The organism is Mesorhizobium sp. WSM4310 (assembly GCF_007003935.1).
Lineage (GTDB): Bacteria > Pseudomonadota > Alphaproteobacteria > Rhizobiales > Rhizobiaceae > Mesorhizobium.
This window is the reverse complement of record NZ_VFTA01000029.1, coordinates 1-12,933: the sequence shown is the minus strand read 5'-3', so window position 1 is coordinate 12,933 and position 12,933 is coordinate 1. Positions and strand designations below refer to the sequence as shown.

Here is a 12,933-nt window from a genome sequence, read left to right as displayed (position 1 = left end):
CCGATCGCCCTTTCTTCACAAATTCGTGTTCAGGGAAACATTGCGTCGCCCAGCCGTTGCAGTTGAGGCATGCGCGCGCCGGGGGAGCAGCGACGCATGCGGCAGCCAATCGGAGGTTCTTCATGCGCACATATTCTTTCCTGCCGGTGCTTTCGGCGCTGGCCGTTTCGACCGCGTTCCTGCTCGCTTCGCCAGCAATGGCCGAGGTGGTGAAGTACAAGGCAACGCTCGATGGCGGCCAGCAGAACCCGCCCGTCACCACCAAGGGCAAAGGCACCGCCACGCTCACCTTCGACACCACCAAGAAGAAACTCAGTTGGAACGTCAAATATTCCGGCCTTAGCGGACCGGCGACGGCAGCGCATATTCACGGCCCGGCTGCGATGGGTGCGAACGCCGATCCGGTCATCCCGTTCAAAGGCAAGCTCAAGAGCCCGATCAAGGGTTCGGCAACGCTGACGGACGCGCAGGCCGCCGACCTGGCGGCGGGCAACTATTATGTCAACGTCCACACCGCCGCCAACAAAGATGGCGAGATCCGCGGCCAGATCGAGGCGGCAAAGTAGCGGAAATCGCTTAAAAAGGGGCGGGCGACCGCCCCTTTTTTTGGATCACGCCTTGTCGCGGATCTGCGTCATCGTGCGGGTTGGCGTGATCGCTTCGGGGTCGAGCCTGATTTCGACGATGGCTGGCTTGCCGCTGGCGCGGGCTCGCACGAAGGCCGGCGCGAAATCCGCCGTCTTCTCGACCGTCTCGCCATGGCCGCCATAGGCGCGTGCCAGCGACGCGAAGTCGGGATTCCTGAGATCGGTGGCGACGACGCGGCCGGGGTATTCGCGTTCCTGATGCATGCGGATGGTGCCGTAAATGCCGTTGTTGACGACGATCACGATAATCGGCAGGTCATATTGCACGGCGGTGGCGAACTCCTGGCCGTTCATCAGGAAGCAGCCGTCGCCGGCAAAGGCGATAACGGTGCGATCCGGATAAAGCGCCTTGGCGGCGACCGCGGCCGGGGTGCCGTAGCCCATCGAGCCGGAGGTCGGCGCCGCCTGCGTGCCGAAGCGGCGAAAGCGGTGGAAACGATGCACCCAGGTGGCGTAGTTGCCGGCGCCGTTGGCGAAGATGGCGTCGTGCGGCAACTCCTGTTCCAGATAGGTCATGATCGGACCCATCTGCACGTCGCCCGGACCCGTCTGCGGCGGCGTCGACCATTCGAGATAGGCGGCATGTGCCTTGGCTGTCTCGGCTGACCAGGATGGCGTGCCGGCGGGCTTGCGCTTGGCAAAGGCCTCGACGAAGGCGGCGGGCGAGGCGTTGATCGCCAGCGTCGGCCGGTAGACGCGGCCGAGCTCGCCGGCGTCGGCGTGGACGTGCACCAGCGCCTGGTCGGGGTAGGGGCTTTTCAGCAGCGTATAGTCGGAGGAGGGCATCTCGCCCATGCGCCCGCCGATCAACAGCACGACGTCGGCCGCCTTGATCTGCGCCGCCAGTTTGGGGTTGATGCCGATGCCCACGTCGCCGGCGTAGTTCGCGTGAAGATGGTCGAACAGCATCTGGCGGCGGAAAGAGCAGCCGACGGCAAGCGACCATGTCTCCGATATGGCGCGCATGCGCGCAACCGCTTCCTCATTCCAGCGTGTGCCGCCGAGGATGACGAATGGTCGCTTGGCGCCGTTGAGCAGCATTTCCAGCGCGTCGAGTTCGGCCCCGCCGGGATAGGTCTCGACAGGCGTGTGGGGGAGCGCTTCCGGAGCCTCGACCTCGCTGGTCAGCATGTCTTCGGGCAGCGAGATGACGACCGGGCCAGGCCGGCCCGACGTCGCGACCGCGAAGGCGCGGGTGACGAATTCGGGGATGCGCGAGGCGTCATCGATCTCGATCACCCATTTGGCGATGTCGCCGAAGAACTTCTTGTAGTCCACCTCCTGGAACGCCTCGCGTTCCTTGGCATGGCTGGCAACCTGGCCGATGAACAGGATGAGCGGCACCGAATCCTGCATGGCGATGTGGATGCCGGCGGACGCGTTGGTGGCGCCGGGGCCGCGGGTGACGAAACAGATGCCGGGCTTGCCGGTCAGCCGGCCCTGGCAGTCGGCCATCATCGCGGCACCCCCCTCCTGGCGGCAGACGATGGTGCGGATCGGTGAATCGTGCAGCGCGTCGAGCACCGCCAGATAGGATTCGCCGGGCACGCAGAAGATGCGGTCGGTGCCGTTCGCTTCCAGCGCCTCGACGATCAGTTGTCCACCGGTCTTCATTTCGCTGATCTCTCCAGTTCGGCAAGGATTTCGTCGGTGTGTTCGCCCAGGCGCGGCGAGGGGCGCTCATAGACGAGCGGCGTGCCGGACATCACCATCGGCGCGCGCACCGAGGGCAGAAGATTGCCATGGCCGTCGTCGAGGTCGAGCCGCATGCCGCGCGCGATCGTCTGCGGGTCGGCGAACATCTGGCCGATCGTGTTGATCGGGCTCGCCGGCACGCTTGCCGCTTCCAGCCTTGCCAGCAGCGGGTCGCGATCGAGCGTGCTCAAGGCCTCGACGATGCGTTCGCGCAGCTTCACCCGGTTGGCGACCCGGGCCGGATTGGTGGCGAAGTCGGGATTGGTCGACAGTTCATCCAGCCCGACCGCTGCACAGAATTTGGCGAACTGACCGTCATTGCCGACCGCAAGGATAATGTGGCCGTCCCGGACCGGCACCACCTCGTAAGGCGCGATGTTCATGTGCGCGTTGCCCATCTGCACCGGCGACTTGCCGGAGACGAGATAGTTGAGGTTCTGGTTGCCGAGCGCCGAGATCTGCGTGTCGAACAGCGCCATGTCGATATGCTGGCCTTCGCCGGTCCGCTCGGCATGGCGCAACGCGGCCTGGATGGCGATGACCGAATAGAGCCCGGTGAAGATGTCGGAGATGGCGACGCCGGCCTTTTGCGGCTCGCGACCGACCTCGCCGGTAATCGACATCATGCCGGCCATGGCCTGGATGATGAAGTCGTAGCCGGCGCGCGGCGCATAGGGCCCGTCCTGGCCGAAGCCGGTGATCGAGCAATAGACGAGGCGCGGGTTGATCTTGCGCAGGCTGTCATGGTCGAGCCCGTATTTCTTCAGGCCGCCGAGCTTGAAATTCTCGATCAGCACATCCGAGGTCGCGACCAGCCGGCGCACGGTCTCGGCGCCCTCCGGCGTCGAGAAATCGATAGCGATGGAGCGCTTGCCGCGGTTGCAGGAATGGTAATAGGCGGCCGACAGGTTCTCGCCGTCATGGCTCATGACGAAGGGCGGGCCCCATTTGCGGGTGTCGTCGCCACCATCGGGACTTTCGACCTTGATGACGTCGGCGCCGAGATCGGCAAGCAATTGCCCGGCCCATGGCCCGGCGAGGATGCGGGCGAGTTCGACGACGCGGACGCCTTTCAGGGGTGGTTCGGCCATAAATCACCGTGATTGCCGCAATCACCATGATTGCCGCGAAAGCAGAGCCTCTATCAAGCCCGGCATCGGCTGTCACGGCCCTTGCAATAGGCCAACGGGCCGGTTCGAAAAGGATGCAGGTCGCTATTTCAGCACGCTGTCGGCCCAGGTGGCGAAATCGTTCATGATGATATCGCGGTTCACCTCGTTCAGGCTTTCGTGGCGGGTGTCGGCGTAAACCTTTGAAACGAGATTCGAAAAGCCCATCCCGCGCATGCGATTGGCAAGGTGGATGATGCCCTTGCCATGGTCCGAAGCGGGATCTTTCTCGCCGCCGACGACGGCGATGGGAAGGCCGCGCCGGACGCCGGCGAAGGCGGCATCCTTGCCGCCGTTGATCGCCATCGAGACCACGTCGCGCCACATCGACACGGAGGCATCCCAGCCGCACAGCGGATCGGCGATGTATTTCGCCACCTCGGCCTCGTCGCGCGACAGCCAGTCGAACGGCGTGCGGTGATTGGGCACCGCCTTGCCCCAGGCCTGAAAGGTGAGTTTCGGCAGCAGGCGGGACGGGACGTCGGAGCCCAGCCGCATCCGCTCCCAGGCGAGAATGCCGAGCGCTACCTGCCCAAGCCGCCCTTGTGAGAAATTGCCGTTCCAGATCGCGGCGGCATGGATGCGCGGGGAGTGCTCCAAAAGGTAGTTCAGCGCCACCGACGCGCCCATCGAATGACCGAAAAGGATGACCGGCAGGTTCGGGCATTCGCCGGAGATGAGATCGTGGATGGCATTGACATCGGCGATCACCTTGGCCGGGCCATCCTCGTCGGCGAATTTGCCGAGCGGCGCATCGGAGGCCTTGGTCCCGCCATGGCCGCGATGGTCATGGACATAGACGTGGAAGCCCCGCGCGGAGAGAAAATCGGCAAAGCGGGCATAGCGCGCGGCGTGCTCGGCCAGGCCGTGGTTGATCTGGACGACCGCGCGCGGCTTGCCTTCAGCGCGGCTGACGAGGAGATTGAGATCGGCGCCGGTCGATGAGTGGACCATGCGTTGCTGATTGAAAGGCATGGCCGCCCGCTCTCCCCCTCGTTTTATCGTTGTTGGCTTTGTTTGCGCCGCCGCCGGTTACGCGTCAATCCACAGCAAATGCTTTTGCGCGACGATGTTTCTTGCGTTCGACCCGCAAAATATCGCAATTCTGACATGGAGACAGCTTCAGTCTGTCGCCCACTTCTCAGCCGGGGATTTCTCATGCGCATTGGTGTCGTTTTCGGATTGGCTATGCTGGCGGTATCGCTGGCCAATGCTGCGCATGCCGAAGTCAAGATGAGCGGCACCTTCGTTGCCGATGCGGCCTGTCCGGCAACGCAAGCCATCAAGAACGGCAAGAACCCCGGCAACGTCTCGACCGATGCCGGACAGAGCTACCAGCTGCTTGCCGGCAACAAGGACGCGCCGACGCATTATCTGATCCTGGTGCCGGGCGCCGATCCGGAACGCCGCTGGGTGAAGGTCACTTGCGGCCATCTGGCGGGCAGCAGTGCCGCGACAGCGCCTGCGGCACCTGGCGGACAAGGCAAGCCGGCCGCCTCGGGGAAGCCCGAATATGTCTTCGCGCTGAGCTGGCAGCCGGCTTTTTGCGAGACCAAGTCGAGCAAGACCGAATGCAGGGCGCAGAACCCGAATGAGTTCGACGCCACCAACTTCACCTTGCATGGGCTGTGGCCGCAGCCGAACGGCAATTTCTATTGCCAGGTGGCGGCCAGCGACAAGGCCAACGACAATCCTGCTCACTGGAAGGATCTGCCGCCGGTCAATCTGGACGCCGGCACCCGCAAGGAGCTCGACCAGGTGATGCCGGGCACGGCCTCCCAGCTGGAACGGCATGAATGGATCAAGCACGGCACCTGCTACGGCAAGAACCAGCAGGAATACTTCTCCGACGCGCTCGGCCTGATGCGACAGGTGAATGGCTCGCCGGTGCGCGAGCTCTTCGCCAAGACCATTGGCGGCAAGCTGACGGCGGACCAGATCCGTGGCGCCTTCGACCAGGCCTTCGGCGCCGGGGCCGGGGATCGCGTGCGGGTGTCCTGCGTCATCGATCCGTCCAACGGCCGGCGGCTGATCGGTGAATTGACGCTCGGCCTTGCCGGCCCGATCAGCCCGAGCAGTTCGCTCAAGGACCTGTTGCTGGCTTCCGTACCGACCAACAAGGCCGGTTGCCCGATAGGCACCGTCGACGCGATCGGGTTCCAGTAGCACAGGCGGCTGGCCGGCATTGCGCGACAGAGAAATCCTCGATCAGAACTGCGCCGACTTGGTCCAGGCGATGGCGGCGTCCGGCTCATGGCCGCCGGGCTCGCCGACGACGCGGTCGCGTCCGGTCGACTTCGCCTTGTAGAGGCGCTGGTCGGCGAGGGCGAACAGATCGGCAAGACAGCGCGTCGTTTCGCTGACGGTTGAAACGCCGGCGCTGACGGTCAGCTCGAAGCGGCTGGCCACGGGCGATGCCTTGACGGCGTAACGGATGCTTTCGCCAAACAGCCTGGCGACCGGATGCGGGCGCGAACTGAGGATGGCGAACTCCTCGCCGCCGATGCGAAACACCTGGTCTTCGGCGCTCGCCACTTCGCGGAGCAGGGCCGCGATCGCTTTCAGCACCTTGTCGCCTTCGGCATGGCCGAACCGGTCGTTGATCGACTTGAAATGGTCGACATCGATGATCAGCAGGCTGAGGGGCTTCGCCGTGCGCAGGCTGAGCTCGACGGCGGCTTCACCGTCGGCGTCGAAGCGGCCGCGATGCAGCAGGCCGGTCAGGCCGTCGCGGCCGACATGCTCGACCAGCGCTTCATAGCGCTCGCGATAGGTCAGCGTTTCGAAAATGTCGGTCAGCCCGCGCGGCAGCGCAATATCGCGGGCCTCGAACCATCTGAGGTAGGCCACGAGCATGCCGCTGAAGGCCAGGGCCGCCGCCATCTTGGCGAACCAGCCGCCGAAGAAGACAGCGATCGGCGCGCCGGCGACGAAATGAAGCGCGGTGAAGAAGCCCGCCTGGTCGAAGGTCAGCACGCAGGCGACGCAGATCAGGATGCGCGCGAACTGCGCCTTGCGCAGGGTGCGCCCAAGTCTTTCATAGAGCAGGACGATCAGGATGGCGTCGATGAACAGGAGGGTCGTGCCCCACACCATCAACCAGCCCATCTCGTCGATGAAGCCGATATCGGGCAGCTTGCCGTCGGGGAGCGGCGCTATGGCGTGCAGGCGCAAGAGCAATACCAGCCCGATCATCACCGCATTGCCGAGCAGCAGGCCATAGATGGGCTGGCGCACGGTGGCGGCGTCCTCCTTGATGTAGAGCAGGAGCAGCATCACCAGCTTGCCCGAAAACAGCACCGCCGAGCCCGGCGAGACCAAGCCGAACGGCAGTGCGACATAAAAGACGCTGGCGAGATAGGTTTCCAGGAAATGCATGACGCCGAGCGCGCAGACGAAGACGCCGAGACCAATGCGCTTGCGGAAGCGGAACAGCGTCACCATGACGCTGAAGTAGACGACCGCTTCGGCAAGGAGCAGGAAACTGTTCAGCACTGCCGTCGATCCGCTTTCTCTACTGGAATCGCGGCCAGCCAGCGATTCCACCCCGATCCTGTTTTGACGCGGAAGAGTTAACCGGAGATTTCAACGCGGTTCGTGAGCGCGGAAAACTTCGGTAGTCAGCACACACTTGCCCGTGTGTTCAGCCTGATCCGGCAAAAGCGATTGCCGTTCGCCGCCGCATCGCCTACATAGCGGCCAACCTCCATTCAAATCGACAATTCAGTCAGTTTTTCAGGGAAAGCGCGCGTGGCACGCCAGTTCATCTATCACATGTCCGGCCTGTCGAAGGCCTATGGCACCAAGAAGGTGCTCGATAATGTTCATCTGTCCTTCTATCCGGACGCCAAGATAGGCATTCTCGGACCCAACGGTTCGGGTAAGTCGACCATCCTGCGCATCATGGCCGGGCTCGACAAGGAGTTTCAGGGCGAGGCATGGCTGGCCGAGGGCGCCACGGTCGGCTACCTGGCGCAGGAGCCGCAGCTCGACAACTCAAAGACCGTGCTTGAAAACGTCATGGACGGCGTCGGCAGGAAGACCGCCATCATCGAGCGCTATAACGAGCTGATGATGAATTATTCCGACGAGACGGCGGACGAGTCGGCCAAGCTGCAGGACGAGATGGACAGGCTCAACCTGTGGGATCTCGAGCAGCAGGTCGAGATGGCGATGGACGCGCTGCAGTGTCCGCCTGGCGATTCCGAAGTGACCAACCTGTCCGGCGGCGAGCGTCGCCGCGTGGCGCTCTGCCGGCTGCTTCTGGAACAGCCCGACCTGCTTTTGCTCGACGAACCGACCAACCATCTTGATGCCGAGACCACGGCGTGGCTGGAAAAGCACCTGCGCGACTATCCCGGCTCGGTGCTGATCATCACCCACGACCGCTACTTCCTCGACAATGTCACCGGGTGGATCCTCGAGCTCGACCGTGGCCGCGGCATTCCCTATGAGGGCAACTACACCAAATATCTCGATGCCAAGGCCAAGCGCCTGATCCAGGAAGGCCGCGAGGACGACGCCCGTCAGAAGTCGATCTGGCGCGAGCGCGAATGGATCCAGTCCTCGCCGAAGGCGCGCCAGACCAAGTCGAAGGCGCGTATCAAGGCCTACGAGGAACTGCTCGAGCAGTCGCAGAGCCGCAAGCCGACCGACACGCAGATCGTTATTCCGTCGAGCGAGCGTCTCGGCAATGTCGTCATCGAGGTCGAAGGCCTCAACAAGGGTTTTGGCGACGAGCTTCTGATCGAGAACCTGTCGTTCCGGCTGCCGCCGGGCGGCATCGTCGGCGTCATCGGCCCGAACGGCGCCGGCAAGACGACGCTGTTCAAGACCTTCACCGGCCAGGAAAAGCCGGATGCGGGCACCGTGCGCATCGGCGAGACGGTCAAGCTCGGTTACGTCGACCAGAGCCGCGACGCGCTCGATGCCAACAAGACCGTGTGGGAAGAAATCTCCGGCGGCGCCGAAATCATCAAGCTCGGCAAGCACGAGATCAACAGCCGCGCCTATTGCTCGTCCTTCAACTTCCGCGGCGGCGACCAGCAGCAGAAAGTCGGCAACCTTTCGGGCGGCCAGCGCAACCGCGTGCATCTGGCCAAGATGCTGAAGGGCGGCGGCAATGTCCTGCTGCTCGACGAACCGACCAACGACCTCGACACCGAAACTCTGGGAGCACTGGAAGACGCGCTCGAAGCCTATGCCGGCTGCGCCGTCATCATCAGCCACGATCGCATGTTCCTCGACCGCATGGCGACGCACATGCTGGCCTTCGAAGGCGACGCGCATGTAGAATGGTTCGAAGGCAATTTCGAGGAATATGAGAAGGACAAGCTGCGCCGCCTCGGTGCGGAAGCGGCAGCGCCGCACCGCATGACGCACAAGCGGCTGACGCGGTAGGGGATCACTAGGGCGGTGAATTCTCAAAGCCACATGAGGAGTTCAAATGGCTGATTGGTCCGCCGCCCAATATCTGAAGTTCGAGGATGAGCGCACGCGGCCGGCGCGCGATCTGGCCGCGCAAGTGCCGGTCGACTTCCCGCGCCGGGTCGTCGACATAGGCTGCGGGCCTGGCAATTCGACCGAGCTTCTGGTCGAGCGCTGGCCGGATGCGCAGGTGAGTGGCTTCGACACCTCTCCCGACATGATCGAGAAGGCGAGGGCACGCCTGCCCAATGTCAGTTTCGACCTGGCGGACGCGTCGACATGGCAGCCGGCCGAACCGGTCAATGTGATCTTCGCCAACGCGGTGTTCCAGTGGCTGCCCACGCATCCGGCGGTGTTCCAGCGGCTGATGGGCTTTCTGGCGCCTGGTGGCGCGCTGGCCGTCCAGATGCCGGACAACCTGCTTGAGCCTTCGCATCAAGCGATGCGGGAAACCGCCGCCGAAATGCCGTTCGCCGACAAGCTCAAGGGTGCGGCGCGCGGACCGTTGCCGCCGGTGTCGTTCTATTACGACCTGCTGTCGCCGCTCTCCGACCGGCTGGATATCTGGCATACGGCCTACAACCATCCCCTGGCCGACGCCGAGGCGATCGTCGAATGGGTGAGATCGACCGGGCTGAAGCCGTTCCTCGATCCGCTGGACGCCGACGAGCGCAAGATGTTCCTGGATAGTTACACGGCCAAGGTCAAACAGGCCTATCCCAGAATGGCGAACGGCAAGGTGCTGCTGCGCTTCCCGCGTATCTTCATTGTCGCCAAGCGGGCCGGCTAGATTATCCGCTTCGCCTGCGGTCGATTGCCGTGGCTTGAGCCGGTTTCGCCGTCATGCCCGATTCACCGCGTGGGGCCATGATGGCCGCACGGCAGGGGGAATGATGAGTTTGAAAAGATTGCTTTATGGCGGCGGCGTGTGCGCGGCCGCCCTCGTGGCGTTCTCGGTTTCGGCGCAAGCCAAGCGGGCGCGCTGCTTCACGTCGGATGATGGGTATTTCCCGTGCAGCTACCGCACGATCGATGATGCCGGCAGTTTCCGGATATCGGCGCCGGGTTACCCGACCTATGTGCTGGAGATCGACGGGCCGGGCTTTGCCTATGGCTATGTCAATCTCGGTCGCCGCAACGTGCCGCTGCCGGGGCAGTTCGTGCGCAGCCGTGACGACGGCGCCTGCTGGAACAACCCGCAGACCAACACCAAGCTGTGCGCCTGGTGAAATCCCGGTTCAAGTCCGCCTCAACATTTGGTTTAAGCCGGCGTAAACCGGCCGGATGAGAAAAGTGTTGCGCCGAAGCGTTTCGGCGCCCACATGAAGCCGCAACGCCTGCGGATGGGACGGACTGAAACATGCATCGCGTCATCATCAGCGGCATCGGCGCTGAAATTCCTGAAGCTGTCATCACGAATGAAGAACTGGTCGAGAGCTTCAACAGCTGGGTCGACACGGAGAATGCGCGCCGTCAGGGCACCGGAGAGGCGCTGCTGCAGAAATCCGACAGCGACTTCATCGTCCACGCCTCGGGCGTGAAATCCCGTCATGTCATCGAGCGCGAAGGCATTCTCGACCCGACCCGCATGACGCCGCGCATTCCCGCGCGACCCGACGATGCGCTGTCGCTGGAGGCCGAGTTCGGCATCGCCTCGGCTAGGAAGGCGCTCGACCATGCCGGACTTGAACCGTCCCAGATCGACCTGATCATCTGCTCGGCCTCTCACCACCAGCGGCCCTATCCGGCGATCGCAATCGAAATGCAGGAAGCGCTGGGCACCACCGGCGCCGGCTTCGACATGGGACTCGGCTGTTCGTCAGCGGCGGCCGCGCTTCACATGGCGGTCAATCTGGTGCGCTCGGGCGCGCACAAGCGCATCCTGGTGACCACGCCGGAAATCATCACCGGACATCTCAATTTCCGCGACCGGCAGACGCATTTCATCTTCGGCGACGCCTCGGTGTCGATGGTTGTGGAGGGGCTTGCCCAGGGCGACAAACGGCCGGGGCGCTTCGAGGTGCTGGACACGCGGCTGTGGACGCAGATGTCGAACAACATCCGAACCAATCTCGGCTACCACACCCGCACCGCCCAGGATGATCCCTACATGATCAATCTGGAAGGCAATCTGATCAAACAGGTCGGCAACAAGGTGTTCAAGGAAGTCACCGTCGCCGGCCAGAAATTCATCGTCGAATTCCTGGCCGAGCACGGACTGACGCCGCAGGCGATCAGGCGCTTCTGGCTGCATCAGGCCAATGCGCGCATGAATGCGATGATCCTGAAACTGTCGTTCGGCCACGATGTCGATAACGATCGCGCGCCGATGGTACTGGAGCGGCTGGGCAACACGGCGGGCGCCGGTGCCATCGTCGCGCTGTCGGAGAACCATGCCGACATGAAACCCGGCGATTTCGGCTTGATCTGCGCCTTTGGCGCGGGGTATTCGATAGGCGGCGCTCTCATCCGGATGCTTTAACGTGCGCCGATATTCAGGTGATGCCGGCCTGCAAACGAAGGCTTTCTGCGCTTCCGGCCTTCGCCGGCCGAAGCAGTCATGAGTGGTCGTGCAGTTAAGGCTGCGGCCGGCGTAGGCCGGTGCTAACGTACTTAAGTACGCTCCGCTCCGGTTCTCGAAAACCATCTGGTTTGGTCGCTTCGCACCGTTTTCCACTGTCGTTCAACCTGACTTGACCCTCGCACAGCCTGTGTCGGGGGTATCCGAGCTTGGATCAACGCGATCCCGTTTCCAGAAAAGGAGAGTTGCAATGGTCGATGCCCGATGCAGTTGCGGTGCCCTCCTGCTGACGCTGGCAGGACCATCAAAACTGGTTGTCGCCTGCCACTGTCTCGACTGCCAGCGCCGAACCGGGGCCCCCTTCGGCGTCGGCGCCTTTTATCCGGCCGAGGCCGTTGCCATCTCCGGAACCGCGAAGGAATTCACCCGCGATGCGGCAAGCGGCGGGAAGGTGCACAACTACTTCTGCCCCAACTGCGGCTCGACGGTCTATTGGAAAGCCGACAGGCTGCCAATGATGATCGGCGTCGCCGTCGGGGCGCTGACCGACCCGAACTGTCCGCCGCCAGTCCGGTCGATCTTCGAGCAATCGAAACATGATTGGGTTCAAATCGACGGTGCCGTCGAGCATTTCCGGCAAGGCAGTGGGGCGAAAAAATCGGGCTGAGCTGTCGTTCCAACGCACCTTGGCGTGTCAGGCCGGCGTAAAGGGAACCAGCATCGGCACCCGCCGCGCGTAGTCGTCATAGGCCGGGCCAAGTTCGCCGCGCAGGAAGCGCTCCTCGAGTCTTGCCTTCATGACGATGCCGATGGTGAGCAGTGCGACACCAGCAATGCCCCAGACAGTGCCTTTCGCCATCATGGTGGCGAGGAGCGCCAGCAGCAATCCTGTGTAGATCGGGTGGCGAACGAGGCCGTAGGGGCCGGTATCGACGACGCGGTGGTCTGCCTTGGCGGTGACCGAGGCCGACCACAGCCTGCCCAAATGAATACGCGCCCACCACGAGAAGATGAGACCGATGGCGATCAGGGCAATGCAGGCCCAGGCCTCGGCCAGGGTCGGAGTCCACAATCTCAACCTGCCTTCATAGCGGTGCGCCGGGACGAACAGCAGAACGGTGCCTGCCAGCCAGAAGATGCGATAGCGGACCTCTGCGCCGATGGTGGCGCGTTTTTGAGCCGGATCAGCCCACACGGCGGCCGCAATCCAGGTGACCACCCAGATCAGCCAGAGCAGCGCGATTGCCGTCGCGGGGCGCATGAGAACCTCCACAGTGTCTCGCCAACATGAAAGCGATCCGACGCGGCGGCAATGCGGCACCAATTCCATTTCCGGTAAGAAGATCGTGATCCTTCGCCTTATTGACCCGAGCAACTGAACATCCACTGCACGCCATAGGCGTCGACCAGCATGCCGAAGCTGGTTCCCCAATATTGCCGCGCCAGGGGCACGGTGATGCGGCCGCCGGGGGGG

General features: G+C 63.4%; 12 protein-coding genes. 7 read left to right on the top strand and 5 right to left on the bottom strand.

Annotation, left to right across the window (positions count from 1 at the left end; all coding sequences use genetic code 11):
- Positions 1–122 precede the first annotated feature (122 nt).
- A complete protein-coding gene (locus tag FJV80_RS25835) occupies positions 123–566 on the top strand; it encodes a CHRD domain-containing protein (protein ID WP_095773903.1) in 444 nt (147 codons plus the stop codon).
- Positions 567–611: 45 nt separating this feature from the next.
- Here FJV80_RS25835 and FJV80_RS25830 read toward each other — a convergent pair whose 3' ends face one another.
- From FJV80_RS25830 to FJV80_RS25820, 3 genes are all read right to left on the bottom strand, one after another.
- Positions 612–2,261: a thiamine pyrophosphate-binding protein gene (locus FJV80_RS25830; RefSeq protein ID WP_142877784.1), complete on the bottom strand. Its 1,650-nt coding sequence runs from the start codon at positions 2,259–2,261 to the stop codon at positions 612–614.
- Positions 2,258–3,433, bottom strand: coding sequence for a CaiB/BaiF CoA-transferase family protein (locus FJV80_RS25825; protein ID WP_142877783.1), 1,176 nt, complete (start codon positions 3,431–3,433; stop codon positions 2,258–2,260). The genes FJV80_RS25830 and FJV80_RS25825 overlap by 4 nt, the downstream gene beginning before the upstream one ends.
- 123 nt (positions 3,434–3,556) lie before the next feature.
- Positions 3,557–4,486: an alpha/beta hydrolase gene (locus FJV80_RS25820; RefSeq protein ID WP_142877782.1), complete on the bottom strand. Its 930-nt coding sequence runs from the start codon at positions 4,484–4,486 to the stop codon at positions 3,557–3,559.
- Between the two features lie 183 nt (positions 4,487–4,669).
- Here FJV80_RS25820 and FJV80_RS25815 point away from each other — a divergent pair, with 183 nt between their 5' ends.
- A complete protein-coding gene (locus FJV80_RS25815) occupies positions 4,670–5,677 on the top strand; it encodes a ribonuclease (RefSeq protein WP_142877781.1) in 1,008 nt (335 codons plus the stop codon).
- A gap of 42 nt (positions 5,678–5,719) precedes the next feature.
- Here the strand turns inward: FJV80_RS25815 and FJV80_RS25810 are convergent, their stop codons facing one another.
- Positions 5,720–7,006, bottom strand: coding sequence for a GGDEF domain-containing protein (locus FJV80_RS25810; protein ID WP_095790789.1), 1,287 nt, complete (start codon positions 7,004–7,006; stop codon positions 5,720–5,722).
- Positions 7,007–7,261: 255 nt separating this feature from the next.
- On the opposite strand from FJV80_RS25810, the gene ettA reads away from it, so the two are divergent.
- From ettA to FJV80_RS25785, 5 genes are all read left to right on the top strand, one after another.
- Positions 7,262–8,911, top strand: coding sequence for an energy-dependent translational throttle protein EttA (gene ettA / locus FJV80_RS25805; protein ID WP_142877780.1), 1,650 nt, complete (start codon positions 7,262–7,264; stop codon positions 8,909–8,911).
- A gap of 46 nt (positions 8,912–8,957) precedes the next feature.
- On the top strand, positions 8,958–9,728 hold the full coding sequence (gene tam / locus FJV80_RS25800; RefSeq protein WP_095790791.1) for a trans-aconitate 2-methyltransferase: 771 nt from the start codon (positions 8,958–8,960) through the stop codon (positions 9,726–9,728).
- 103 nt (positions 9,729–9,831) lie between these two features.
- Positions 9,832–10,167, top strand: coding sequence for a hypothetical protein (locus tag FJV80_RS25795; RefSeq protein WP_095774030.1), 336 nt, complete (start codon positions 9,832–9,834; stop codon positions 10,165–10,167).
- Positions 10,168–10,298: 131 nt separating this feature from the next.
- Entirely contained in the window at positions 10,299–11,420 is a 1,122-nt protein-coding gene (locus FJV80_RS25790) for a beta-ketoacyl-ACP synthase III (RefSeq protein WP_095790792.1), read from the top strand.
- A gap of 289 nt (positions 11,421–11,709) precedes the next feature.
- A complete protein-coding gene (locus FJV80_RS25785) occupies positions 11,710–12,126 on the top strand; it encodes a GFA family protein (protein WP_095790793.1) in 417 nt (138 codons plus the stop codon).
- 27 nt (positions 12,127–12,153) lie between these two features.
- On the opposite strand, the gene FJV80_RS25780 is transcribed toward FJV80_RS25785, so the two are convergent.
- Positions 12,154–12,720: an isoprenylcysteine carboxylmethyltransferase family protein gene (locus tag FJV80_RS25780; RefSeq protein WP_095790794.1), complete on the bottom strand. Its 567-nt coding sequence runs from the start codon at positions 12,718–12,720 to the stop codon at positions 12,154–12,156.
- Positions 12,721–12,933 lie beyond the last annotated feature (213 nt).